We start from the raw sequence: 25,103 nt of genomic DNA, 5'->3' as shown, positions 1-25,103 counted from the left end.
GTCACCGAGCGGTAATTTCTGAAACGGTTCAGTAAATTCTTGCCTTCGCAAAATTCGCAAAATGACCGCAAGTCATAGCGGAAATTTGCAAGTGAAACGGGTAGACCAGCGTGAATGAGCTATGCCATCGTCGAGTTAGCACACCAGTGAAGTTGAGCCATCGCACTAGCTGGTTGGTGCGGCTTTAAGCAACTTAGCCATCCTCGTTAAGGAGTTATCGATGTCTGTCGTTGGCACGCCGAAGAGCGCCGAGCAGATCCAGAAGGACTGGGACACCAACCCCCGATGGAAGGGCATCACTCGCACCTACACCGCCGCGGACGTCGTTGCCCTGCAGGGCAGCGTGGTCGAGGAGCACACGCTGGCCCGCCGCGGCGCCGAGGTCCTGTGGAGCCAGCTGCACGACCTGGAGTTCGTCAACGCGCTGGGCGCGCTGACCGGCAACATGGCCGTCCAGCAGGTGCGTGCCGGGCTGAAGGCCATCTACCTGTCGGGCTGGCAGGTCGCCGGCGACGCCAACTTGTCCGGCCACACCTACCCCGACCAGAGCCTGTACCCGGCCAACTCGGTCCCGCAGGTCGTCCGTCGCATCAACAACGCGCTGCTTCGCGCCGACGAGATCGCCAAGGTCGAGGGCGACCGGTCGGTGGACAACTGGCTGGTCCCGATCGTCGCCGACGGCGAGGCCGGCTTCGGCGGTGCGCTGAACGTCTACGAGCTGCAGAAGGCCATGATCGCCGCGGGCGTCGCGGGTTCGCACTGGGAGGACCAGCTTGCGTCGGAGAAGAAGTGCGGTCACCTCGGTGGCAAGGTGCTCATCCCGACCCAGCAGCACATCCGCACGCTGACCTCGGCTCGGCTGGCGGCCGACGTCGCCGACGTCCCGACGGTGGTGATCGCCCGGACCGACGCGGAGGCGGCCACCCTGATCACCAGCGACGTCGACGAGCGCGACCAGCCGTTCATCACCGGCGAGCGCACCAAGGAAGGGTTTTACCGGGTCCGCAACGGCCTCGAGCCGTGCATCGCCCGGGCCAAGGCGTACGCGCCGTACTCCGACCTGATCTGGATGGAGACCGGCACGCCCGACCTCGAGCTGGCGGCCAAGTTCGCCGAGGGCGTCAAGGCGGAATTCCCGGACCAGATGCTGGCTTACAACTGCTCGCCGTCGTTCAACTGGAAGAAGCACCTCGACGACGCGACCATCGCCAAGTTCCAGAAGGAGCTCGGTGCGATGGGCTTCAAGTTCCAGTTCATCACCTTGGCCGGCTTCCACGCGCTCAACTACTCGATGTTCGATCTGGCCTACGGCTACGCCCGCAACCAGATGACCGCGTACGTCGAGCTGCAGGAGCGCGAGTTCGACGCCGAGGAGCGTGGCTATACCGCGACCAAGCACCAGCGCGAGGTCGGTGCCGGTTACTTTGACCGGATCGCCACCACGGTGGACCCGACTTCGTCGACGACCGCGCTGACCGGCTCCACCGAAGAGGGCCAGTTCCACTGAGCTAGTCTGCCGAGGCTAGTCTGCCGAGCAGACGCGGAATCGCACGCTTGCAGCCCAATTGATGCGATTCTGCGTCTGCTCGCGCGTTTGAGGAGGAATAGTGAGCAACGCAGCCATCCAGCGAGTTGGGGTTGTCGGGGCCGGGCAGATGGGGTCCGGCATCGCCGAGGTCTCCGCGCGGGCCGGCGTCGAAGTGACCGTGTTCGAGACCACCGACGCGCTGATCACTGCGGGACGCAACCGCATCGTGAAGTCGCTAGAACGCGGTGTCAGCGCCGGGAAGGTGACCGAGCGTGAGCGCGACCGCGCACTCGGCCAACTGACCTTCACGACCGACCTGGCTGACTTGGCCGACCGGCAACTGGTGATCGAGGCCGTCGTCGAGGACGAGGCGGTCAAGGCCGAAATCTTCGCAGAACTCGACCGGGTTGTCACCGATCCCGACGCGGTGCTGGCGTCGAACACCTCCAGCATTCCGATCATGAAAATCGCCGCCGCCACCAAGAACCCACAGCGCGTCCTTGGCCTGCATTTCTTCAACCCGGTACCGGTTCTGCCGCTGGTCGAGCTCGTCAGCACGCTGGTCACCGACACCGCCGCCGCCGCGCGCATAGAAGAGTTTGCCAGCACCGTCCTCGGCAAACAGGTCGTGCGCTGCTCCGACCGATCCGGCTTCGTGGTGAACGCGCTGCTGGTGCCGTACCTGCTCTCGGCGATCCGGATGGTCGAGGCCGGGTTCGCCAGCGTCGAAGACGTCGACAAGGCCGTGGTTGCCGGGCTCTCGCATCCGATGGGCCCCCTGAAGCTTTCCGACCTTGTCGGCCTGGACACCCTGAAACTGATCGCGGACAAGATGTACGAAGAATTCAAGGAGCCGCACTACGGTCCGCCCCCGCTGTTGCTGCGGATGGTCGAGGCCGGACTGTTGGGCAAGAAGTCGGGCCAGGGTTTCTATACCTACTGAGGCGGCGGCCTTCCGCCCTGGCTACTTTTCCAGCGTGAACTGGGCGATGTCGGTGTAGCCCTCACGGAACAGCTTCGCGCAGCCCGTCAGGTACTTCATGTACCGGTCGTACACCTTCTGCGATTGGAGCGCGATGGCCTGCTGCCTGTTGGCTTCGAGCGCGGCGGCCCACATGTCCAGGGTCCTCGCATAGTGCAGCTGTAGGGACTGGATACGGGTCACCTTGAAACCGACCTTTTCGGCGTGCTCCTCCACCGTTGGGATCGACGGCAGCCAACCGCCCGGGAAGATTTCGGCCAGGATGAATTTGGTGAAGTGAACCAGCTCGTGGGTCAGCGTCAGGCCCTTTTGCCTGGCTTCCCGGAAGGTGGGGCGCACGATCGTGTGTAGCAGCATCACGCCGTCCGACGGCAATGCCCGATACGCCACCTCGAAGAAATGGTGGTAGCGCTGGTGGCCGAAGTGCTCGAACGCGCCGATCGAGACAATGCGGTCGACTGGCTCGTGAAACTTCTCCCAGCCCTCTAGCAGCACTCGCCTGGTGCGCGGGGTGTCCAGCTCGTCGAACATCGTCTGGACGTGGGCGGCCTGGTTCTCCGACAACGTCAGGCCGACGACGTTGACGTCGTACTTCTCGATGGCCCGTCGCATCGTGGCGCCCCAGCCGCAGCCGATGTCCAGCAGAGTCATCCCGGGCTCGAGCTTCAGCTTGCCCAGCGCCAGGTCGATCTTGGCGATCTGGGCTTCTTCCAGCGTCATGTCGTCACGTTCGAAATAGGCGCAGCTGTAGGTCTGGGTGGGGTCCAGGAACAGCCGGAAGAAATCGTCGGATAGGTCGTAGTGGGCTTGAACGTTTCCAAAATGCGGCGTGAGCTGCACGGACATAACGAGATGGGCCTTTCTGTGTCTCGGAGGCGCTCAGACAATTGCCAACGACGCACTCTGCCTTGCCCCCGATGCATCTCATGCATGCTAGCCGCTGCAGGCGGTCCTGGTCTCTTCCTGACCCAGACTTCACGTCACCGACGGCTCACAATGCGCGCAGGATGGCGCCGATCGCGAGGCCCACGACCAGCAGTACACCGGCCTGACGCACGTGCACCCACGCCAGTGCCGCATACCACAGCGGCCACACTGGAAACTCCGGTGGCGGCTGGTCGGGCCGCTGGCGCCGGAAGTGCGGCCACACCTTGGCCAGCCGGGGCAGCGCCAAAGCGACCAGCAGGGCGGGCCACGGCATGGCCTCCACCGCGACGTCGACGACCACCAGCACGTAGAACCCGAGCATCATTGCCAGCGTCACGGTGCGGGCGCGGGACTCGCCGAGCAGGACCGGCAGTGTTCGGATACCAAGCGGTTCGTCATACGGAATCTTGTCGATGTGCTTGCCCATCAACACCGTGGTGCATAGCAGGCCATAGGGCAGCGACGCCAGGACGATCTCCCAGCCAACCGCGCCCACTGCCGAGTAGTACGTGCCGCACACCATCAACGGACCCCAGACGACGAAAACGTCGGGCTCGCCGAGCCCGCGCTTCTTCAGCCGTAGTGGGGGCGCCGTGTAGGCGACGCTCAACGCGAACCCGCTCAGCGCAAAGGCGACCACGGGCCAGCCCCTGGCAAGCGCCAGCGTGATGAGGATCGCCAGGTCGGCGAGATTGACCAACAGGATTGCCAGGCCCAACGTCCGGCGCCCGATCAGGCCCGACAGCACCGGGTGCGGGGCGTAGCGGGCACGGGGGTAATTGGCGCTGTCGGTGCCGACCCGGGTGTCGTAGAGGTCGTTCATCAGGTTGTTGGCTGCATGCGCGCATGTGATCCCCACCACGGCCAGGACGAGCCAGCGCCAATCCAGGCCTGGCTTGCCGACCGCGAGCAGCGCCGCGACCAGGCCAGCGACCAGGGTCATCGGTAACACCGCCGCGCGGGTCACGACGAGCCAGCGCGTGACGCCGTCGATCGGTCCATCGGGCGGGGGATTGGTGGTGCGAAGTGCGTATGCCCACGACCTCAGCCGTGAACTCGCCCTCAGCTCAGACATTCCTCAAGCCTAGGCCGGCGACGGTGAGCGCCGGAACGGCGCGAGTGAGGAGCCGGGCAATCAAGCCTAGGCCGGCGACGGCGAGCGCCGGAACGGCGCGAGTGAGGAGCGGGCAATCAAGCTTAGGCCGGCGCTTAGCCGTCGCGCGGCGGGACAATCGGAGACGGATGCGGCTCCGCGCGGAACTTCTCCAGCGATCCGCCGACCTCGACGATTCCTTTCAACGCGTTCCAACTGAGCATGGTCAGGTAGTCGATCAGCTCGTCGCGGCTCATTCGCGGATCCGACATCCACGAGTGGGTGGCCAGCTGCACGCCGCCGACGATCAGGTAGGCCCATGGCTCCACTCCGCCGGTGTCCATCCCGGCCTGTTGCATGCGGCGGCGCATCATCACCGCGAGCATGCGGGCGATGATCCGCTCCGAGTCGGCAATCACTTTGCTCTTGCTGGCCGAGCTGTTGGCCATCACGAACCGGTACGGCTCCGGCTCGGCCGCCACGGTTTCGACGTATACCCGGATGATTTCGCGGGCCAGGTCGAAACCGTCGAGATTGGACGATAGCGCCGCGGCCATGTTGGGAATCAGGGTGGTCTGCGTGAAGCGCATCATCACCGCGGTCGTCAGGTCGTTCTTGTCGACGAAGTAGCGGTAGAGCACGGTCTTGGAAACGCCGATCTCCGCCGCGATCTCGTCCATGCTCAAGAAGCGGCCGTGCCGGCGGATCGCAACGATTGTGCCGTCCACCAGCTCATTGCGGCGCTCCACCTTGTGCTGGTGCCAGCGCCGCTTGCGACCATCCGTCTTCACGGTCCGGGCCTGGATTTGCTCTGCCACTTTGCGGGTTCCAATTCATCAGACGCCTCGATACTACGGTTCCCCAGGGCCCTTTTGGCACACCGGCCGCATGTGCCGTGGCTGACGAGAACAGTCCCGTCACGTTAACTGGTGTCCCCCCATAGCGGATGATGGTGTGGTGGCACACAGAGCCTCACAGTGGGCACGGGCGTCCGGCTCGCCGACGCCGGCGCTGGACGTGCGGACGCCACCGACGTCGGCGCGGCGCGCCCACCCGTCCTTCGCGGAGTCGTTCGCCGGGGCTGATCCGGAGGCGGATGCCGAGCGGCGAGTGGCACTGCGCCGGATGAAAGTAGTGGCACTGAGCTTTTTGGTCGGTGCCACCGGCGCCTTTCTGGCCTGCCGCTGGGCGCAGGCCCACGGCGTCACCGCGGCTTGGGTTGGTTATGCCCGGGCCGCCGCCGAGGCCGGCATGGTGGGTGCTCTGGCGGACTGGTTCGCCGTTACCGCGCTGTTCAAGCATCCGTTGGGCATACCGATCCCGCACACCGCCATCATCAAGCGAAAGAAAGACCAGCTGGGCGAGGGCCTGGGCACGTTTGTGCGGGAGAACTTCCTGTCGCCGCCCGTCGTGGAGACCAAGCTGCGTGACGCGCAGGTGCCCAGCCGGCTGGGTAAATGGCTGTCCGAGGCCGCACACGCTCAGCGGGTCGCGGCGGAGGCAGCGACGGTGCTACGGGTGCTCGTTGAGCTGCTGCGCGACGAGGACGTCCAGCACGTGATCGACCGCATGATCGTGCGCCGTATCGCCGAACCACAGTGGGGCCCGCCGGCGGGCCGGATGCTGGCGACGCTGCTGGCGGAGAATCGGCAGGAGGCTCTGATCCAGTTGCTGGCGGACCGGGCATTCCAATGGTCGCTGAACGCCGGAGTGGTCATCCAGCGGGTGGTGGAGCGCGACTCGCCGAGCTGGTCGCCGCGATTCATCGACCACCTTGTCGGCGACCGCATCCACCGTGAGTTGATGGACTTCACCGACAAGGTGCGCCGCAACCCCGACCACGAATTGCGTCGTTCGGCGACCCGCTTTCTGTTCGAATTCGCCGACGACCTCCAGCACGATCCGGTCACTATTGCGCGCGCCGATGACGTCAAGGAGCAGCTGATGGCGCGCGACGAGATCGCCAACGCCGCCGCGACGGCGTGGAAGACGCTCAAACGATCGGTGCTCGAGGGTGTGGACGACCCGTCCAGCGCGCTGCGCACCCGCATTGCCGACGCGGTGATTCAAATCGGGGAATCGCTGCGCGACGATGCCGAACTGCGCGACAAGGTCGACAACTGGATGGTGCGGGCCGCCCAGCACCTGGTCTCGCAATACGGGGTGGAGATCACCGCGATCATCACCGAGACGATCGAACGCTGGGACGCCGAGGAAGCCAGCCGACGCATCGAACTACACGTCGGTCGCGACCTGCAATTCATTCGGATCAATGGGACCGTGGTGGGTGCGCTGGCGGGGCTGGTGATCTACGCCGTCGCGCAATTACTGTTCTGAGGTGCTAACAAGCGCTTGCAAAAGCAAGCACCTGGCCGTACGCTGTTGCCGGTAAGCACCACGTCCAATGCATCAAGGAGGGCGCGCAATGGCCGCGGAGGAGAAGCTGGCGACCAAGGTGTCCAGTGCGGCCTCCGACATTGGCAGCTTCATCAGGTCGCAGCGCGAGACGGCACACGTCTCGATGCGGCAGCTTGCCGAACGGTCCGGTGTCAGCAATCCGTACTTGAGCCAGGTAGAGCGCGGATTGCGCAAGCCGTCGGCCGACGTCCTGAACCAGATCGCGAAGGCGTTGCGGGTCTCCGCTGAGGTCCTCTACGTGCGGGCGGGGATTCTCGAGCCCAGCGAGACCAGTCAGGTTCGCGACGCGATCATCACCGACACCGCGATCACCGAGCGTCAGAAGCAGATCTTGCTGGACATCTACGCGTCGTTTACCCAGCAAAACGAAGCTATCCGTGAGGAGTGTCCGAGCGATTCGACATCGACGACCGATTAGCCCGTTGGCTGGAACCGAGCCGTCGAACCCCGGCAGTCAATGTCGCGCGAATGGTGCCGGTGGGGTCTAAAGCGCCGGCCTATCCACCAGCGGGGAAGTCGCCAACACCGGCGACATGACAAGAACTCGACCAGCAACCGACCCGATGAATCAGGAGGTTCTCCGCAAGTCGCGTGCCACGTCAATCCGCGGGTCTTGACTCTCCTCTCGGAGGAGCCGACGCTTGCCTCAACTCCAGACCACAGACGCAACAACACGGATAACGGAAAACAAATAACGAAAACAAACAGCGAAAGGAAAAACCATGGCCGAAAGCTCGAACATCGAGGATCTGCGGGCTCCGTTGCTTGCTGCGCTGGGCGCGGCCGACTTGGCCCTGGCCACAGTCAACGACTTGATCGCCAACCTGCGTGAGCGTGCCGAAGAGACCCGTTCCGACACCCGCAGCCGGGTCGAGGAGAGCCGCGCTCGCCTGTCCAAGCTGCAGGAGGAGCTGCCCGAGCAGATCACCGAGCTGCGCGAGCGGTTCACCGCCGAGGAGCTGCGCAAGGCCGCCGAGGGCTACCTCGAGGCCGCGACCAACCGGTACAACGAGCTGGTCGAGCGCGGCGAGGCCGCCCTCGAGCGCATCCGCAGCCAGTCGGCCTTCGAGGACGCGTCGGCACGTGCCGAGGGCTACGTGGACCAGGCTGTCGAGTTGACCCAGGAAGCGCTGGGCACCGTCGCCTCGCAGACCCGCGCGGTTGGTGAGCGTGCCGCCAAACTGGTCGGCATCGAGCTGCCCAAGAAGGCTCCGGCCGCCAAGAAGGCTCCGGCCGCCAAGAAGGCTCCGGCCAAGAAGGCCGCCGCGAAGAAGGCGCCTGCGAAGAAGGCTTCGGCCAAGAAGGTCACCCAGAAGTAGGGCCGGAAACCAATCGACTCCGAGTCGCCCTGTTGGGCGGCTCGGAGTCGACGTTTGGGAGGGTCCCCGCATAGTCTTAAGACGTGAGTCACCTCGTGGGTACCGTCATGTTGGTCTTGCAGATCGCCGTCCTGGTGACGACGGTGTATGCGTTTGTGCATGCGGCGCTGCAGCGACACGACGCCTATACCGCCGCCGACAAGCTGACCAAGCCGGTTTGGTTGATCATCCTGGGCGTGAGCGTGGCGCTCACGTCCATCCTGGGTTTCGTTTTCGGCGTGCTTGGGATCGTCATAGCCGCCTGTGCAGCGGGCGTGTATTTGGTCGATGTGCGGCCCAAGCTTCTCGACATTCAGGGCAAGTCGCGCTAACGGGATGAAAGCGCTCGTAGCCGTGTCGGCGGCGGTGTTTGCGCTGCTCGGCGCCGCCCCAGCGGCGGCTGATCCAGGGGCCGAACCGGACACCGGCGTGTCGACCCCCCGGTATTCGCCCCCGTTTGTCGACCACACCGAATGGATGCACTGGGGTCGCATGACCAGCCTGCGGGTGTATCCGACGCCGTCTGGGCGTGTGGCTGCCCGGCAGCTCGGGACGGGCGCGGCCGCCGACGAAGCCTGGGCCGAGGTGCTCGCGCTCTCACCGGACGCCGACACCCCCGGCCTGCGCGCTCAGTTCGTCTGCCACTGGCAGTTCGCCGAAAGCGCGCAACCCGGCAAAGCCAGCTGGAACCTCGAGCCGTGGCGGCCGGTTGTCGACGACTCCGAAATGGTCGCGTCCGCATGCAATCCGGGCGGCCCCTCAGAGCCGTTCTAGTGGCGAGCCAACACACGCGGGGGCGGCTGGCCGCACTGATCGACCACACCCTGCTCAAACCCGAGGCGACCAATGCCGATGTGGCCGCCTTGGTCGTCGAAGCCGCCGAGCTCGGCGTCTACGCGGTATGTGTGTCGCCGTCGATGGTCCCCGTCGCGGTCGCGGCCGGTGACGTGCGGGTGGCGGCGGTGGCGGGTTTCCCGTCGGGCAAGCACCTGTCCGCCGTCAAGGCCCACGAGGCCGCCGCGGCCGTGGCGTCCGGCGCCAGCGAGGTCGACATGGTCATTGACATCGGAGCGGCGCTGGCCGGGGACCTGGACGCGGTCCGGGCCGATATTTTGACGGTGCGTGCCGCGGTGGCCGGGGCCGTGCTCAAGGTGATCGTGGAGTCGGCGGTGTTGTTGGCCCGGGCGGACGCCCACACGCTGGCGGCGGTGTGCCGCGCAGCCGAAGAGGCCGGCGCCGACTTCGTCAAGACCTCGACCGGGTTTCATCCCGCGGGCGGGGCGTCGGTGCGTGCCGTGGCGTTGCTGGCCGAGACGGTCGGGGGGCGGCTGGGGGTCAAAGCCAGCGGTGGCATCCGCACCGCCGCCGACGCCATCGCGATGCTGGACGCCGGCGCAACCAGGCTGGGCCTATCCGGCACCCGAGCGGTGCTGGACGGGCTCGGCCAGGCCTGACCCGTCAGATGTTGGCGAAGCAGGGGTTTTGGCTGCCGGCGGGGATGGTGGCGTCGCGGGTGGAGAAGTGGCTCACCACGCCCGTCGAGGTCACCTGCACGCTGTCGGCGTGAATACCCAATGGGTAGTTCTTGGTGAGATTGGAGGTGAAGTCGTTCAGCGTCGACTGCACGGTCTCTCTGGGCATCGAGAAGCCGAGGGTGTTGAAGCTGAGGATCTGCAGCTCGATGCCGTTGCCGGCCACCACGGGCTTGGCGGTGATGTCGTTGAGCATGCCCTTCAACTCGACGGTTCCGTCCTTGGGGTGAGTGGTCACGCTGCTGGTGACGAAGGCGCCCAGAACCGGAACCGCGTTCTGCACTGACTCCTTGATGCCCTCAGAGGTCCACGTGATGGTGGCATCCAGCGCGCCAATCGTGCCCTTGGCGGCCGGGGTCGACTTCAGCTGGACATTCTGAATCGTGATCTGGATCTTCATGCCCTTGGCGTCGCGGATCTGGTTGCCCGCGGTCTCCACCGAGATGTTGGTGAAATGCTTCGTGGCGACCTGCCACAGGACCAACGGCGCCACCCCGAAGGACGCGGTGGCTTGATCCTTGACCTCGCATGCCACCGCCTGGGCGACCTTGGTGTTCGCTCGATTACGGACGTACAGCTCGGCGCCGATCAGCCCGGCGACGACCAGCGAAACCACGATGATCAGGACCAGCGCGATGGATAGTGGGTCGCGGAGGCGTCGTTTGGTCTTCACGGCTGCCGGCTCTTCTTCCGGCGCGGCGAGCTGAGTCGTTGGGCCCGCGGGTGGCCTGGGCGGAGGTGGATTGCCGGGCCGCTGCTGGTTGGCATTGGCCGCAGCCAGGTGCTCAGTTTGCGAGTCCGCCAGCGGTACCGGCTCGACGGGTCGAGTCGGAGGTTCCGCGGCTCGGCCGCCCTGGGGCTCGCCGGTGTGCAGCCGCTGGGTTGAGGTCTCAGGCGGTGCCGGTGGTTGACCGAGGGGATCCCACCCGCTTGCGGGGGACGGACCTTGACTGCCAGGACGTGCCCACACCGTCGGGTCGTTCGGTGGTCCTTGCGGGTTGGTCACCTACGCGATTGTGCCTCATCAATCTGAACGAAGCTTGAGCGGTTGCGTAGCACCGCGATGTTGTCGCGAGCCGCGGCCACGCTGTCGGGGTCGATATCGGCGACCACCAGCTGCGGCTGAGAGCCGGCCGAGGCCACCACCTCGCCCAGCGGTGAGGCCACCAAGCTGCCGCCCACGCCGAGCGGCGCTCCCGGGCCGGATAACGGGCTGCCGGGATCGGCCTGACCGGCCGCGGCAACGTAGCTCATCGAGTCCAACGCGCGGGCCCGGGCCAGCAGGGTCCACTGCTCGAGTTTGCCCGGACCCGAACCCCAGGACGCGCAGACCGCGATGAGCTGTGCCCCGCGCCGGGCCAGCTCGGTGTAGAGCGCCGGGAAGCGAATGTCGTAGCAAATGGTTAATCCCACGTGGACGTCGTCGACCGAGATCACCACCGGTTCGTGTCCAGGTGCGACGGTGCGCGACTCGGTGAAGCCGAAAGCGTCATACAGGTGGATCTTGTGATAGTGGGTGTCCGGCTGGTTTGGTGTGCCGGGCCCGGCCGCGATCAGCGTGTTTGTCACCCGCCCGTCGTCGGCGGGGGTGAACATCCCGGCGATCACGGTGATGTCGGCCTCGGTCGCGATCCGTCGGACGCCGTTTGCCCAGGGGCCGTCGACGGGTTCAGCGATCGGTCCCAGCGGGACGCCGAACCGGCACATGGTCGCCTCGGGGAAGACCACCAGCTTCGCGCCGGCGTCGGCGGCCCGGGAAGCGTACTCGCCGACCAGCGACAGGTTTGCCGCTGGATCGGCGCCGCTGAGGATTTGCGCCAACGCGATCCGCATGCGCGCCAGCTTAGGCCCGGCGACGATACGCGCCGCTTGCGGCGCGAGAAGGAGCTGGGCAATCCAGCTTAGGCCCGGCGACGATACGCGCCGCTTGCGGCGCGAGAAGGAGCTGGGCAATCCAGCTTAGGCCCGGCGACGATACGCGCCGCTTGCGGCGCGAGAAGGAGCTGGGCAATCCAGCTTAGGCCCGGCGACCCGAAGCATCCGAGCGCGCCGCTGGCGGCGCCTCAGGCGTTGTTCATAATCCATTGCGTGGTGAAGCGCTGTTCTGCGGCCACCAGGTTGGCTAGTTGGGTACCGATCATCCTTTCCAGCTTGCCGCCGATGATCGGGACCCGGACATGGATGCTGACCCAGTAGGTCAGCCGTGCGCCGCCCGATTCGGCGATTGGGGCGAGCACCGCGGTACCCGTCAGATGAACAGGAGCATCCACGATCGATCCCGCAACGGACGCCGTCGCGGAGCCCTCAATGACCGGGCCCCAGATCTCCTCGCGCCGGACACAGAGATCGCCCCGATGCAACTGTGTGACCAGTGCCGGCAAGTGGTGACTGCGCACCATCTGCAGGGTGGCCACCGCGATGGTGCCGTCGTTCCCGGTCTCGCCGCCTACTCGTATCGACTCAATGGATGCGACGTCGACCGGGGTATCTTCCAGCCTGGCCCGCCAATAGTCCGCTTCGCGGAAGGCCCGGTGCACCTCTTCGACGCTGCCCTCGTAGTCGGCCGACATGTCGAATGAACGCGGCATAGCTAGTCAGGCTACCGTTACGGGCCGTGGTCGGTTTGCCCTTTGCCGGTGCGCGCGTCGCCGAGTCGGTTCCGCTGGCGCCGTTGACCACCTTGCGGCTGGGACCGGTGGCGCGGCGGGTAATTACCTGCGACAGCACCGATCAGGTGGTCGCCGTGCTGCGGCAACTGGATGCGGAGGCGCGCGGCGGGGGCTGCGGCCCGCCGCTCGTGTTTGCCGGCGGCTCCAATTTGGTGATCGCGGAGACGCTGACCGAACTTACCGCGGTGCGGCTGGCCAATAGCGGCATCACCATCGACGGCAGCCTCGTGCGGGCGGAGGCGGGCGCGGTGTGGGACGACGTCGTGGTCAGGGCCATCGAGCATGGTCTCGGTGGGCTGGAATGCCTGTCGGGCATTCCCGGATCGGCCGGTGCCACCCCCGTGCAGAACGTCGGGGCGTACGGCGCCGAGGTATCGGACACCATCACCCGAGTCCGGCTCTTAGATCGCATCAGCGGCACCGTGAGCTGGGTACCGGCCCGCGAGTTGCGTTTCGGTTATCGCACCAGCGTGCTCAAACAAGCCCACGGGCTGCATATTCCGGCTGTGGTCCTGGAAGTCGAGTTCGGGCTGGATTCGTCGGGCCGCAGCGCGCCGTTGCGCTACGGGGAGCTGACGGCCGCGCTGGGCGCGACCAGCGGCGAGCGCGCCGACCCGCAACTGGTCCGCGAGGCGGTGCTGCGCCTGCGGGCCCGCAAGGGCATGGTGCTCGACCCGGCCGACCATGACACCTGGAGCGTGGGGTCGTTCTTCACCAACCCCGTGGTGGCGCCAGCCGTCTACGACCGGCTGGCCAGCAAGTGCGACGGATCGGTGCCGCACTATCCGGCACCCGACGGCGTCAAGCTGGCCGCCGGTTGGCTGGTCGAGCGGGCGGGCTTTTTCAAGGGCTACCCGGATCGGACCGCCCGGTGCCGGCTGTCCACCAAGCATGCGCTTGCGCTGACGAACCGTGGTGGTGCCACCGCCGACGACGTGGTGGCCCTGGCCCGCACGATTCGCGACGGGGTTAGGGATGTGTTTGGTATCACACTCAAACCTGAGCCCGTCCTGGTCGGGTGCGGGTTGTAGCTGCTACTTTCGTGCTTGCGCCCCCCGCCACGAGTAATTATGGCGGGGCACAAGACGTTACAAGGGCATGTGGCGCCTGTTTGGCCCGGTATCTTTGTCTTCCGTGAACGCTTTCGACGGCCCGCCGCTCAACCGGCGCCTGGCCTTGACGGCCCTTGGGGTCGGTGTGTTCGCACCCAGCTTCCTGGCCGCCTGTTCCGGTAGAACGATTGCCCAAGCGACGAAGAAGCCGCCGCCGTCGCCCCAACTGACGTACCGGCCGACCGACGGCACCGGCGACGTGGCGCCGATCGCGGCGATCAGCGTCGAAGTCAGCGACGGCTGGTTCCAGCGGGTCGCGCTGACGAATTCGTCGGGCAAGGTCGTCGCCGGGGTGTTCAACCAGGATCGCACCGCCTACACGATCACCGAGCCGCTCGGCTACGACGCGACTTACACCTGGAGCGGTTCGGCCGTGGGCCACGACGGCAAGGCCATTCCGGTCGCGGGAAAGTTCACCACCGTGACGCCGACGAAGACGATCGACGGCGGATTTCAGTTGGCCGACGGTCAGACCGTCGGGGTCGCCGCGCCGGTCATCATTCAGTTCGATGCGCCGATCAGTGACAAGGCTGCCGTCGAGCGAGCGCTCACCGTCACCACTAACCCCCCCGTCGAGGGCAGCTGGGCTTGGCTGCCCGACGAGGCGAAGGGCGCTCGCGTGCACTGGCGTCCTCGCGAGTACTATCCGGCCGGTACGACGGTCGACGTCGACGCCAAGCTGTATGGGCTGCCGTTCGGCGACGGCGCATACGGCGCGCAGGACATGTCGCTGCACTTCCAGATCGGTCGCCGGCAGGTGGTCAAGGCCGAAGTCTCGTCGCACCGCATCCAGGTCGTCACCGACGCCGGCGTGATCATGGACTTCCCCTGCAGCTACGGTGAGGCCGACAAGGCGCGCAACGTCACCCGCAACGGCATCCATGTGGTCACCGAGAAGTACTCGGACTTCTACATGTCCAACCCGGCCGCCGGTTACAGCAATGTCCACGAACGCTGGGCGGTGCGGATTTCCAACAACGGCGAGTTCATCCACGCCAACCCGGCGAGCGCGGGCGCGCAGGGCAACACCAACGTCACCAACGGCTGCATCAACCTGTCCACGAGCGACGCCGAGGAGTATTACCACACCGCGATGTACGGCGACCCGGTTGAGGTGACCGGCAGTTCGATCCAGCTGTCGTACTCCGACGGCGACATCTGGGACTGGGCCGTGGACTGGGATACCTGGGTGTCGATGTCGGCGCTGCCGCCGCCGACGGCACACCCGCCGGCGACCCAGATCCCCGTCACCGCGCCGATCACGCCGTCCACCGCTCCTACCCTGTCGGGCGCCCCCACCACCCCGACGACTAACGGACCGGGTGGCTAGCCCGGCGGGTGGCTGACGCTTGGTCGCGCGGCCGGATGACGATCTGGTCCAGATTGACGTGCGAAGGTCGGGAGGCCACGAACCCGATCACCTCGGCGACGTCGGCGGCCACCAGTGGGGTCATGCCCGCGTAGACGGCGTCCGCCCGCTGCCGGTCACCGTCGAAACGGACCAGCGAGAACTCGGTTTCGACCGCGCCCGGGGCGATCTCGGTGAGTCGGACCGGCTTTCCCAGCAGTTCGCCCCGCAACGTGCGGTGCAGCGCGCCCTGCGCGTGCTTGGCCGACGTGTACCCGGCGCCGCCGTCGTAAACCTCCATCGCGGCAATCGAGGTGACGGTGACGATCAAACCGTCCCCGGAGTCGATCAGCTTGGGCAGCAGCGCGCGAGTCATCCGCAGCGTGCCCAGCACGTTGGTCTCCCACATCCAACGCCAGTGCTCGAAATCGGCATCGGCGACGAATTCCAGCCCCCAAGCGCCACCCGCGTTGTTGACCAGCACGTCGACCCGGCTCAATCGGCCCGCCAGCGCCTCGACGGCCCGGTCGTCTGTGACGTCGGTCACCGCGGCCGTCCCGCCGATCTCGTCGGCGAGGGAGCGGAGCCGGTCCGCCCGGCGCGCCACCGCGACGACGTGAAACCCAAGGGCGGCTAGGGTTCTGGCGGTCGCTTCGCCGATTCCGGAACTGGCTCCGGTGACCACCGCGACTCGTTTTTGCGCATCAGCTGATGTCATCGGGCCAACTCTAGTAAACATGCTAAATTTCCCGTGTGTACCGCAGCGCCCTGTTCGGCATGACGACCGTGTGTCATAGCGCGGGCGCGTGTTGTTGCCGTGCAGTTTGCCGCGCCTGACCCAGAACAAGTCAGCAAAGTGCGGCCAGACCGGCCAATCAAACTCGGACATAAAGGACGCCCCGTGCACACGACTACCCTCACTGCCCATTCACCCAGCCGGACACCGGGCCACAAGGGCCCGCTGCGCTCCCATCGTCAAGTGGTGGCCCCGTCGCTGCATCTGTCCGACTCCGCGGCGGCCGCGGTATTCCGCGCCGTACGGTTGCGCGGACCGGTCGGCCGCGACGTCATCGCTAAGGTGACATCGCTGAGCATCGCGACGGTGAACCGTCAGGTTATCGCGCTGCTGGAGGCGGGTCTCCTGCGGGAACGTGCCGATTTGGCGATTTCCGGGGCGATCGGACGCCCCCGGGTGCCCGTGGAGATTAACCACGAACCGTTCGTCACACTGGGCCTCCACATTGGCGCGCGGACCACGAGCATCGTCGCCACCGACCTGTTGGGCCGCACGCTCGACACGGTCGAGACCCCGACACCGCTCAAAGCGCAGGGCCCCGCACTGGCAGCGCTGGCCGACAGCGCGCGACGGTACCTGAGGCGCTGGCATCGGCGGCGGCCGCTGTGGGTCGGGGTGGCGATCGGCGGTGCTGTCGACAGCGCCACCGGCCACGTCGACCACGCGCGGCTGGGCTGGCGGCAAGCACCGGTGGGGCCCGTGTTGGCCGACGTCCTGGGTCTGCCGGTTTCGGTGGCGTCTCACGTCGACGCCATGGCCGGAGCCGAACTGTTGCTCTGCATGCGGCGGTTCGCGCCGACTTCACCGACCAGCCTGTACGTCTACGCGCGGGAAACCGTGGGCTATGCGCTGGTGATCGGCGGTCGGGTGCATTGCCCGGCCAGCGGCCCTGGCACCATCGCGCCGCTGCCTGTCCACTCTGAGCTGCTCGGCGGCACCGGGCAGCTGGAATCCACCGTCAGCGATGAGGCGGTTTTGGCCGCTGCCCGTCGGCTGAAAATCATTGCCAACATCCTGCCCGGCGTCAGTACCGCGACCCGCACCGGCGGGTCCGCCACCGCGATCACCGACCTGCTGCGGGTAGCTCGGGCGGGTAACCAGCAGGCCAGAGACTTGCTGTCGGAGCGGGCCCGGGTGCTCGGTGAGGCGGTGGCGTTGCTGCGTGACCTACTCAATCCCGACGAGCTGGTGGTCGGCGGCCAGGCATTCACCGAGTACCCCGAGGCGATGGAGCAGGTGGAGGCGGCGTTCGCGGCGCGTTCGGTGCTTGCGCCGCGCGACATCCGCGTCACCGCGTTCGGCAACCGCGTGCAGGAGGCCGGGGCGGGCATCGTGTCGCTGGGCGGCATCTACGCCGATCCGCTGGGCGCGATGCGTCGTTGTGGGGCGCTGGATTCCCGACTGCCCGATGCCGCACCCGAGGCTCTCGCTTAGCCTCGATTTTTCGCGCTGCTTGATGGGTGGGGTGTGAGCGGGGTTCTGGCCGGCTGGTGACGCCGATTCTGGCAGGTGGGTGCGACAGGTCGCCGGCTGTCGTGCCGGTGGGCGGGCTTCCTGGGGGCCGGGGTCTTTCGTCTGGTCGGGTCAGGGAGGTCGGGTGGTTAGGCCGAAGTTAAGGCTGTTCTGATAGGCGAATCCGCGGTTTGACCTGGGGGTTTGTTGGTTTTGGTGGGTGGTTGTTGTGGCTACGCGGCGATGGTCAGTGGGATGGGGGCCTCGATAAGGTCGAAGGCGCGGCGCTGGTGGGGGGTGGGGTCGGTGAGCTTGTCGATTTCGATGTCGGTGTCGTGGTAGCGGATCCGGTCGCGGGTGAGGGTGCCCAGGTGTGTGAGCAGGTCGCGGAAGCTGCCGACCGGGTTGCCGTCGTCATCGTGTTTGGTGGAGGCCTTGGCTTGGGCGGTGGCGGAGCGGCGTGCGGGGCTACGGGTTGTCCCGTTGTGGGGTGCTTGGTCGGTGAAGGTCAACGGTGCCCAGGCCTTGCGTAGATGCCAGGTGAGGTAGCAGGCGAGCATGCAGATGAGCATGTGGGCTTTGACCCGGTCTTGGAGGCGGTGGTGGATGGGCCGCAGGTCGAGGTCGTCGGATTTGATGATGCGGAAGTCGCGTTCGACGTTGGCGAGTTTCTTGTAGCTTTCGACTATGGCGGCGGGGTCGAGGGCCTGGGCGTCGACGCTAGTGCGCAGGACATAGATGCCGTCGAGGGCCGCTTCGGCGTCGATGGCGGCCTGGTCGCGGTGGTAGGTGAAGGCGGTGTCGGTGATGGTGAGGTGGAAGTGTTTGCCCACCTTGAATTTTCCGCTGACCCTACCGACCTCGATGCCGATCTTGTCGGCGCCGGACAGGGTGCCCTTGGTGACGCGTTCGGCGATGTGGGCCAGCTCCTTGTCGGTGGCGGCCAGCAGGTCTTGGCGCTTGCGGGCGCGTTCGGCGGCCAGTGCTGGGTTGCGGCAGGCGATCAGCCGTTCGCCGGGGTAGTCGGGGTGGGTGATCTCGGCGAGGTCTTGCTGGTCGAACAGGCTCATCTGCAGCGGCCCGTCGTCGCGAGCGAGTTTGGCGATCGACGGGGCGCGCAGCGCGGTGATCCAGTCGAAACACGCTGCGTCGTCGGGGGTGTCGTTGAGTTCGCGCAGCTTGTCGATGCGCGCGCCGGTGATCATGCCGCGGTCACCGACCAGGATCAGCCGCTGGATGGCGAGCTTGTCTTTGATCACCTCAACGATCTGGGTGAACGCGCTCGGGTCGCTGGTGTTGCCCGCGAACACCCGCACCGCGACCGGGCGCCCGTCGGGGTCGGTGAGCACACCGTATTCGATCTGCTGGCACCCTTTCTTGCCGTCGCGGGAATAGCCGTGTGCGGCCAGCTCGCAGCAGCGCCCGGTCACCCACGAGGAACTCAGGTCGAACAACGCCATCCGGCCCGGGTTCACCGACTCCGCGAGATGCTTTGCGGCCAGCTTCTTTCGATCGTCTCCTGGCGGCTGACAAGCCAGTCCATCGCCGCGTAGATCTCATCGGTGGATGCGTCGGCCACACCCAGGTCGACCCCGAGGGTGGTATCAGACCACCAGCCCAGGGTGGATAGCTTCGATTTTGGCCGCACCACCCGCGAGATGATCAACGCGACAGCAATGTCGCGGGCCCGGCATGGCGGGCCTAGCAGTGCGGCCAGCTTGAGCTTGCCCGCCATCGCCGCCACCGCTGCGACATCACCGTGCGGCAGCGACCGCGTCTTGCTGAACTCGCTGCCGGCCGCCACGAGCGTGTGCCCCTTAAGCGTCGCCTCGATGGCGGCGATCGCCTCCGGCGGGAGCTTGGACAGGTTCGCCAGAGTTTGGTGGCGCACCTTGCCCCCGTCGCGGAACGAGCGGCGCAGCAGGATCGTCTCGTAGAGACGTTGCTCGCCTGACTTCGTCACGTATCCACGCAGATTCCGGGCTACGTGCATCGAACCTGAGTATGCCGCCACGCCGTTATCCTAACGCATTCTCATCACACAACGTCGTAACGACACACCATATTCGTGGCTACACTCGCCAACTGTGATTCTACTGATTTCCCAGGTCGGCTACACAATCCTCGAGTACCAGCGGTCGGAACTTCGGGTTAGGTGAAGGCGGCGCGGATGCGAATCCAGGCGGCGGTGATGGCCTTGGCCCAGCGCCAGGTGGCGTCGATGCGCAGGCGAACCTGGCGGGCGCCGCGGGTGATGCGGGCGGCCACGTGCAGCACCCGGTAGCGGAAGGCGGCGATCTCGCAGCGCGCCAGGTCCGGGTCCTCGGTGAAGCCGATCAGTTTGGTCCAGGCGATCAGATCGGTGGCTGCCAGGACGATTTCAAGCCAGGCGGCATTGGCGTCAAAAGCACTGAACGGTAGATTCCGCAGGCCGGTGGCTTTGGCTTGGCGGATGCGGTCTTCCACCCGGGCGTGTTGGCGGTGGCGCAACTCCAGGCCGGCCAGCTGGCCGGGGATGGCCCCGTCGGCGGTGTCGGTGAGAAACCCGGTGACCCGGTGGCCGTCAGAATCGGTGAACCGCAACTGGGCGCCGGGGTGCGGGCGCTCCTTGCGTAGGACCAACCGCGTGCCGGCCGGCCAAGCCGACAGATCCACCAGATCGGTGGCCTCGGCGACCAGGCGCCGTCGCGGATGGCGCCGTCGGTGTCGATGGCCGGATACCAGGCATCGGCGTCGTTGAGGATCTCGACAGCGTTTTGCACGCGGGAGTCGATGACCGCGCCCAAGGAGAACCCCACGTGCGCGGTACGGCAGGCCGCGGCGAACCCGTAGGTGGCCCCGGCCGAATCCGAGCGGATCAACACCGCCGGCCCGTCGGGGTTGTCCGGGTCGGGACGGTAGGCCGCCGGTAGCGATTCCAGCGCCTGCTCAAGAACGGTGATGTGGTCGGCGGTGGTGTTCGAGCCGGCGTTGCCTGCGCGCAGCAACCCGGCCAAGGCCTCCCCGGCGGCGATGTCGGGACGGTCCAAAAACACCAGCAGCGGGTGGAATCCGAAGGTTTTCTTCCAGGTCGCTGCCGCGTTTTCCTTGTTGTCGGAATGATCAACGCAGATGGTGGCATCGACATCCAGGTGCAGCCACCCACCGTGCTCGGGGGCCGCCCCGGCCGCCCACGCCTGGGCGCGGGCATGCGCGCGGGCCGCCCGAATCCCCGGCAGATGCGCGGCGTCGATGCGCTCATCAACCAACCGCCACAGCGTGCTCGTCGAGGCCACCGGCCCGAACGCCTGCTGGCGGTCACCCCACAATGCGCCGACCGAATCGATGCAGTCCGCGCCGTCGGCCACCGCCGCGGCCAGATCAGCGAACACCACCCCGGGTGCATGCATCCACGGCCCCCGGTAGGTATCGGCCAACACGGCTGTGACCTGCGACGACAGCCCGGTCAGATCGGCGACCTCCCGCAGCATGCCCACCCCGGCATGCGACACGACACCGGCACCGTCGGCTGATACTTTCACCCGCGGACCCGCTGCGCTACCGTTCACTTAGAAAGTGCCTCCCCGCTGGATACTGACGACTTGAAGAAACCTCATTATCCATTGCAGGACAGGCACTTTCGCTAACTCAACACCGTGTCACGCACAGTTTCGCGAAAAATCCGGGTTAGCGGGTGCAGATAACGTTGCGTAGCGTCCTGTAAAGAGGACGTCGCGTAGCGTCCTGTAAAGATGACTGTGTGCGGCACCATGGTTCGGCAGTGAACGGCCCGCGCCGGGTCGCGCTGTTGGCGGTGCACACCTCACCGCTTGCCCAGCCAGGAACCGGCGACGCCGGCGGCATGAACGTCTATGTGCTGCAAAGCGCGCTGCATCTGGCCAGGCGAGGCATTGAGGTGGAGATCTTCACCCGGGCCACCGCATCCACAGATCCGCCGACCGAACGGGTGGCACCTGGCGTGGTGGTACGTAACGTGGTCGCGGGGCCATTCGAGGGCCTGGACAAATACGACCTGCCCACCCAGCTGTGCGCGTTCGCGGCGGGGGTGCTGCGCGCCGAAGCCGCCCACGAACCGGGTTATTACGACATTGTCCACTCGCACTATTGGCTGTCCGGTCAGGTCGGCTGGCTGGCCCGCGACCGTTGGGCGGTGCCGCTGGTGCATACCGCGCACACGCTGGCCGCGGTCAAGAACGCGGCGCTGGCCGACGGTGATACCCCGGAGCCGCCGTTGCGCACGGTCGGCGAGCAGCAGGTCGTCGACGAGGCCGATCGGCTCATCGTCAACACCGAAGATGAAGCGCGGCAATTGATTTCGATTCACCACGCCGATCCGGCGCGCATCGACGTGGTCCACCCCGGTGTCGATTTGGACGTGTTCCGCCCGGGCGATCGCCGGGCGGCCCGGGTCGCGCTGGGGCTGCCGCCGGACGAGCACGTGGTGGCATTCGTCGGACGCATCCAGCCGCTGAAAGCGCCCGACATCGTGCTGCGTGCCGCCGCGAAATTGCCCGGGGTGCGCATCGTCGTCGCCGGCGGCCCGTCGGGCAGCGGTCTGGCCTCCCCGGACGGACTGGTTCGGCTCGCCGACGAACTCGGCATCACGGCGCGGGTGACGTTCCTGCCGCCGCAGTCGCGCACGGATCTGGCCACCTTGTTCTGCGCCGCCGATCTGGTCGCGGTGCCAAGCTATTCGGAATCTTTTGGATTGGTCGCCGTCGAGGCCCAAGCTTGCGGCACCCCGGTGGTGGCGGCCGCGGTCGGTGGGTTGCCGGTTGCGGTGCGCGACGGGATCACCGGCACCCTGGTGTCCGGGCACGAGGTCGGTCAGTGGGCGGAGGCCATCGATGATTTGTTACGCCTGAACGGCGGGCCGCAGCAGTGGGCGATGCGCCGCGCGGCGGCCAGACACGCGGCCACGTTCTCCTGGGAGAACACGACCGACGCGCTGCTGGACAGCTACTGTCGCGCGATCGGCGAGTTCACCACCGCGCGCCAGCGCCGGGAGACCGACAGAATATCTGACCTGGTTGCGGTGCGCGGGCCGCGTGGCTGGACATTGCGTCGCGGGGTGGGAGCATGACTCCTGCCTCGGAGGCGGTGCGACGAGTCATCGAGGATGCGCTTGACGCCAGCGAGCTGAAATACTCGCGTCACCCTGGCGCGCGAGGTGGGCCGCCGGCGCTAATCGTGGAGTTGCCCGGCGAGCGCAAGCTCAAGACCAACACCATCCTGACCATCGGCGAGCATTCGGTGCGCATCGAGGCGTTCGTGTGCCGCAAGCCCGACGAGAACCACGAGGGCGTTTACCGGTTCTTGCTCAAGCGCAACCGCCGACTCTACGGGGTCGCCTACACGCTGGACAACGTGGGCGACATCTACCTGGTCGGGCGGATGTCGCCGGCCTCGGTCGACGCCGACGAAATCGACCGGGTGCTCGGGCAGGTGGTCGAGGCGGCGGATTCCGATTTCAACACGTTGCTGGAGCTAGGTTTTCGGTCGTCGATTCAAAAGGAGTGGGAGTGGCGGGTGTCGCGCGGGGAGTCGCTGCAGAACCTGCAAGCCTTCGCGCACTTGATCGACGACGACTAGCGCCGCGAGCGTAAGCGTGCTGCGAAAAATCAAGCCGCAATTCGCAGTGACGTTACGCTCGCGACGACTCTGACGCCCCGTGAGAGACTTGCCGGCATGGGACACACCGCCACGCTGGTCCTGCTCCGCCACGGCGAGAGCGATTGGAACGCGCGCAACCTGTTTACCGGCTGGGTCGATGTCGGGCTGAGCGAAAAGGGCCGGGCGGAGGCGGTGCGCAGCGGCGAGCTGATCGCCGAACACAATCTGTTGCCGGATGTGCTTTACACGTCGCTGTTGCGACGCGCGATCACCACCGCGGATCTCGCGCTCGACGTCGCCGACCGGCTGTGGATCCCCGTGCGGCGTAGCTGGCGGCTCAACGAGCGCCACTACGGAGCGCTGCAGGGTCTGAACAAGGCCGAGACCCAGGCCCGCTACGGCGAAGAGCAGTTCATGGCCTGGCGGCGCAGCTACGACACGCCGCCACCGCCGATCGAGAAGGGCAGCCAGTTCAGCCAGGACGCCGACCCGCGTTATGCCGACATCGGCGGCGGCCCGCTCACCGAATGCCTGGCCGACGTGGTGGCCCGGTTTCTACCGTATTTCACCGACGTGATCGTGCCGGACCTGCGGTTCGGTAAGACAGTGCTGATCGCCGCGCACGGCAACTCCTTGCGTGCGCTGGTCAAGCACCTGGACCAGATGTCCGACGACGAGATCGTCGGACTGAACATCCCGACCGGCATTCCCCTGCGCTACGACCTGGATGCCGGCATGCGGCCGCTGGTGCCGGGCGGAACGTATCTCGACCCGGAGGCGGCGGCCGCAGGTGCCGCCGCGGTGGCCAGTCAAGGTGCGGCTAAATCCTGATTTGCGGCGGCAATTAGGCCGTTTGCCAAACACCGCGTGAACGGCAGCCGAACACCTGTAGCGCAACGTGTGACTTGTGCGATTTTGGCCTCGCTCCGCTAGGGCGGGTTCAGAAGGATTTGTAGGATTTTTCATGTGACTGTGTTCTCGGCACTGTTGCTGGCCGGGTTCTTGTCGGTGCTGGCGCTGGCCGTGGGCGTAGCGGCCGGAACCCGGCTGGCGCCGCGGGCGATTGAACGCCGCAAGCGAGTGGCCGCCGAGTGGGCCGGGATCACCGTCTCGCAGATGCTGCAACGCATCGTCGCGCTGATGCCGATGGGCGCCGCGGTGGTGGATACCCATCGCGATGTGGTTTACCTCAACGATCGGGCCAAGGAGTTGGGTCTGGTACGCGACCGGCAGCTCGACGACCAGGCTTGGAAGGCAGCGCGGCAGGCGCTGGACGGAGATGACGTCGAGTTCGACCTGGCGCCGAGCAAGCGCCCGAACCCGGTCCGTTCCGGACGGTCCGTGCACGGTTACGCCCGGTTGCTGAGCGAGGAAGATCGCCGGTTCGCCGTGGTCTTCGTCCACGACCAATCGGACTACGCCCGTATGGAGGCCGCCAGGCGCGACTTCGTGGCCAACGTCAGCCACGAGCTCAAGACCCCGGTTGGCGCCATGGCGCTGCTGGCCGAGGCGCTGTTGGCGTCGGCGGAGGACTCCGAAACCGTTCGCCGGTTCGCCGAGAAGGTGCTCATCGAGGCCAACCGCCTGGGTGACATGGTTGCGGAGCTGATCGAGCTATCGCGGCTGCAGGGCGCCGAGCGGTTGCCCAACATGACCGAAATTGACGTCGATACCATTGTGTCCGAAGCGATTTCACGCCACAAGGTGGCCGCCGACAACGCCAACATCGAGGTTCGCACCGACGCGCGCAGCGGCTTGCGGGTGTTGGGCGACGAAACATTGCTGATTACCGCGCTGGCCAACCTGGTGTCCAACGCGATCGCCTATTCACCCCCCGGGTCGCCGGTGTCGATCAGCCGTCGCCGCCGCGGTAACAACGTCGAGATCGCCGTCACCGACCGGGGCATCGGGATCCCTCTCGAAGATCAGGAGCGGGTGTTCGAGCGGTTCTTCCGGGGCGACAAGGCGCGATCGCGGGCCACCGGCGGCAGCGGGTTGGGGCTGGCCATCGTCAAACATGTCGCGGCCAACCACAACGGCAGCATCGGAGTGTGGAGCAAGCCGGGAACCGGATCGACGTTCACATTGTCTATTCCGGCATCGCCGGCGTTGGTACCGGCGGAGCAGGACGACAACGATCAACCCGAGCAATCCCGGGTGCACGAAACGCGGCCCAACAGGTCACAACGAGAGGAAGAGCTAAGTCGATGACCCGCACTAATAGCCATCCTGAGCGAAGCGATGAGGTGGGGGCACGCCCGCACAAGTGGGAGGT

General features: G+C 66.4%; 22 protein-coding genes and 2 pseudogenes. 15 read left to right on the top strand and 9 right to left on the bottom strand.

The genetic code is table 11. From position 1 onward, the window contains the following. Positions 1 to 220 precede the first annotated feature (220 nt). Both aceA and G6N24_RS18075 read left to right on the top strand, forming a co-directional pair. Positions 221 to 1,507 carry an isocitrate lyase gene (gene aceA / locus G6N24_RS18080; protein WP_085157996.1) on the top strand — a complete coding sequence of 429 codons (1,287 nt, stop codon included), beginning with the start codon at positions 221 to 223 and terminating at the stop codon, positions 1,505 to 1,507. 148 nt (positions 1,508 to 1,655) lie between these two features. Continuing rightward, entirely contained in the window at positions 1,656 to 2,471 is an 816-nt protein-coding gene (locus G6N24_RS18075) for a 3-hydroxybutyryl-CoA dehydrogenase (protein WP_232070822.1), read from the top strand. Between the two features lie 21 nt (positions 2,472 to 2,492). On the opposite strand, the gene pcaA is transcribed toward G6N24_RS18075, so the two are convergent. From pcaA to G6N24_RS18060, 3 genes are all read right to left on the bottom strand, one after another. Next, positions 2,493 to 3,356, bottom strand: a complete 864-nt coding sequence (pcaA, locus tag G6N24_RS18070) for a cyclopropane mycolic acid synthase PcaA (protein WP_085158000.1) — start codon at positions 3,354 to 3,356, stop codon at positions 2,493 to 2,495. Positions 3,357 to 3,501: 145 nt separating this feature from the next. Further along, positions 3,502 to 4,512 carry a prenyltransferase gene (locus tag G6N24_RS18065; protein WP_085158002.1) on the bottom strand — a complete coding sequence of 337 codons (1,011 nt, stop codon included), beginning with the start codon at positions 4,510 to 4,512 and terminating at the stop codon, positions 3,502 to 3,504. A 134-nt stretch (positions 4,513 to 4,646) separates the two neighbouring features. Then, positions 4,647 to 5,348 (bottom strand): TetR/AcrR family transcriptional regulator, encoded by a 702-nt coding sequence (locus G6N24_RS18060; RefSeq protein ID WP_085158004.1) that lies wholly within the window; start codon positions 5,346 to 5,348, stop codon positions 4,647 to 4,649. Between the two features lie 136 nt (positions 5,349 to 5,484). Here G6N24_RS18060 and G6N24_RS18055 point away from each other — a divergent pair, with 136 nt between their 5' ends. The 6 genes from G6N24_RS18055 (at position 5,485) to deoC (ending at position 9,760) form a co-directional block, all read left to right on the top strand. Further along, positions 5,485 to 6,867 carry a DUF445 domain-containing protein gene (locus G6N24_RS18055; protein ID WP_085158006.1) on the top strand — a complete coding sequence of 461 codons (1,383 nt, stop codon included), beginning with the start codon at positions 5,485 to 5,487 and terminating at the stop codon, positions 6,865 to 6,867. A gap of 88 nt (positions 6,868 to 6,955) precedes the next feature. Beyond that, a complete protein-coding gene (locus G6N24_RS18050; protein WP_085158008.1) occupies positions 6,956 to 7,366 on the top strand; it encodes a helix-turn-helix domain-containing protein in 411 nt (136 codons plus the stop codon). A gap of 304 nt (positions 7,367 to 7,670) precedes the next feature. Continuing rightward, on the top strand, positions 7,671 to 8,267 hold the full coding sequence (gene hbhA / locus G6N24_RS18045; RefSeq protein ID WP_085158010.1) for a heparin-binding hemagglutinin HbhA: 597 nt from the start codon (positions 7,671 to 7,673) through the stop codon (positions 8,265 to 8,267). Positions 8,268 to 8,350: 83 nt separating this feature from the next. Beyond that, positions 8,351 to 8,638, top strand: coding sequence for a DUF2516 family protein (locus G6N24_RS18040; protein WP_085158012.1), 288 nt, complete (start codon positions 8,351 to 8,353; stop codon positions 8,636 to 8,638). A gap of 4 nt (positions 8,639 to 8,642) precedes the next feature. Further along, positions 8,643 to 9,080, top strand: coding sequence for a DUF2599 domain-containing protein (locus G6N24_RS18035; RefSeq protein ID WP_085158014.1), 438 nt, complete (start codon positions 8,643 to 8,645; stop codon positions 9,078 to 9,080). Continuing rightward, positions 9,080 to 9,760 carry a deoxyribose-phosphate aldolase gene (gene deoC / locus G6N24_RS18030; RefSeq protein WP_139822236.1) on the top strand — a complete coding sequence of 227 codons (681 nt, stop codon included), beginning with the start codon at positions 9,080 to 9,082 and terminating at the stop codon, positions 9,758 to 9,760. The genes G6N24_RS18035 and deoC overlap by 1 nt, the downstream gene beginning before the upstream one ends. A gap of 4 nt (positions 9,761 to 9,764) precedes the next feature. Here deoC and G6N24_RS18025 read toward each other — a convergent pair whose 3' ends face one another. From G6N24_RS18025 to G6N24_RS18015, 3 genes are all read right to left on the bottom strand, one after another. Continuing rightward, on the bottom strand, positions 9,765 to 10,844 hold the full coding sequence (locus tag G6N24_RS18025; RefSeq protein WP_085158018.1) for an LmeA family phospholipid-binding protein: 1,080 nt from the start codon (positions 10,842 to 10,844) through the stop codon (positions 9,765 to 9,767). Further along, entirely contained in the window at positions 10,841 to 11,671 is an 831-nt protein-coding gene (locus G6N24_RS18020; RefSeq protein WP_085158020.1) for a carbon-nitrogen hydrolase family protein, read from the bottom strand. The genes G6N24_RS18025 and G6N24_RS18020 overlap by 4 nt, the downstream gene beginning before the upstream one ends. 230 nt (positions 11,672 to 11,901) lie before the next feature. Further along, entirely contained in the window at positions 11,902 to 12,426 is a 525-nt protein-coding gene (locus tag G6N24_RS18015; protein WP_085158022.1) for a DUF2505 domain-containing protein, read from the bottom strand. A 26-nt stretch (positions 12,427 to 12,452) separates the two neighbouring features. Here G6N24_RS18015 and G6N24_RS18010 point away from each other — a divergent pair, with 26 nt between their 5' ends. Then, complete coding sequence (locus G6N24_RS18010; protein ID WP_085158024.1) at positions 12,453 to 13,538, top strand: UDP-N-acetylmuramate dehydrogenase; 1,086 nt, start codon at positions 12,453 to 12,455, stop codon at positions 13,536 to 13,538. Between the two features lie 67 nt (positions 13,539 to 13,605). Continuing rightward, positions 13,606 to 14,949 carry a L,D-transpeptidase gene (locus G6N24_RS18005; RefSeq protein ID WP_085158026.1) on the top strand — a complete coding sequence of 448 codons (1,344 nt, stop codon included), beginning with the start codon at positions 13,606 to 13,608 and terminating at the stop codon, positions 14,947 to 14,949. Here the strand turns inward: G6N24_RS18005 and G6N24_RS18000 are convergent. Next, a complete protein-coding gene (locus tag G6N24_RS18000; RefSeq protein ID WP_085158028.1) occupies positions 14,930 to 15,685 on the bottom strand; it encodes an SDR family NAD(P)-dependent oxidoreductase in 756 nt (251 codons plus the stop codon). The two genes, G6N24_RS18005 and G6N24_RS18000, sit on opposite strands and share 20 nt — an antisense overlap. A gap of 183 nt (positions 15,686 to 15,868) precedes the next feature. Here G6N24_RS18000 and G6N24_RS17995 point away from each other — a divergent pair, with 183 nt between their 5' ends. After that, the gene (locus G6N24_RS17995; RefSeq protein ID WP_085158030.1) at positions 15,869 to 17,197 is read left to right on the top strand and encodes an ROK family protein; all 1,329 of its coding nucleotides are present in this window, start codon (positions 15,869 to 15,871) and stop codon (positions 17,195 to 17,197) included. Between the two features lie 251 nt (positions 17,198 to 17,448). Here G6N24_RS17995 and G6N24_RS17990 read toward each other — a convergent pair. Both G6N24_RS17990 and G6N24_RS17985 read right to left on the bottom strand, forming a co-directional pair. Continuing rightward, positions 17,449 to 19,229 (bottom strand): annotated as a pseudogene (locus G6N24_RS17990) (IS1634 family transposase). A gap of 137 nt (positions 19,230 to 19,366) precedes the next feature. Continuing rightward, positions 19,367 to 20,763: pseudogene (locus G6N24_RS17985) on the bottom strand (IS1380 family transposase). A gap of 191 nt (positions 20,764 to 20,954) precedes the next feature. Between G6N24_RS17985 and mshA the strand changes: the two are divergent. The 4 genes from mshA (at position 20,955) to G6N24_RS17965 (ending at position 25,039) form a co-directional block, all read left to right on the top strand. Beyond that, a complete protein-coding gene (mshA, locus tag G6N24_RS17980; RefSeq protein ID WP_341276724.1) occupies positions 20,955 to 22,298 on the top strand; it encodes a D-inositol-3-phosphate glycosyltransferase in 1,344 nt (447 codons plus the stop codon). Next, a complete protein-coding gene (locus G6N24_RS17975; RefSeq protein WP_085157278.1) occupies positions 22,295 to 22,807 on the top strand; it encodes a type III secretion system chaperone family protein in 513 nt (170 codons plus the stop codon). Before mshA ends, G6N24_RS17975 begins: the two co-directional genes overlap by 4 nt. Positions 22,808 to 22,903: 96 nt before the next feature. Beyond that, positions 22,904 to 23,659: a phosphoglyceromutase gene (locus G6N24_RS17970; RefSeq protein ID WP_085157275.1), complete on the top strand. Its 756-nt coding sequence runs from the start codon at positions 22,904 to 22,906 to the stop codon at positions 23,657 to 23,659. 135 nt (positions 23,660 to 23,794) lie between these two features. Further along, positions 23,795 to 25,039 carry a sensor histidine kinase gene (locus G6N24_RS17965; RefSeq protein WP_139822217.1) on the top strand — a complete coding sequence of 415 codons (1,245 nt, stop codon included), beginning with the start codon at positions 23,795 to 23,797 and terminating at the stop codon, positions 25,037 to 25,039. Positions 25,040 to 25,103: the final 64 nt, after the last annotated feature.

The organism is Mycobacterium lacus (assembly GCF_010731535.1).
GTDB classification, from domain to species: Bacteria; Actinomycetota; Actinomycetes; order Mycobacteriales; family Mycobacteriaceae; genus Mycobacterium; species Mycobacterium lacus.
The sequence above is the reverse complement of the archived record's forward strand: the minus strand, read 5'-3'. Positions and strand labels throughout refer to the sequence as shown.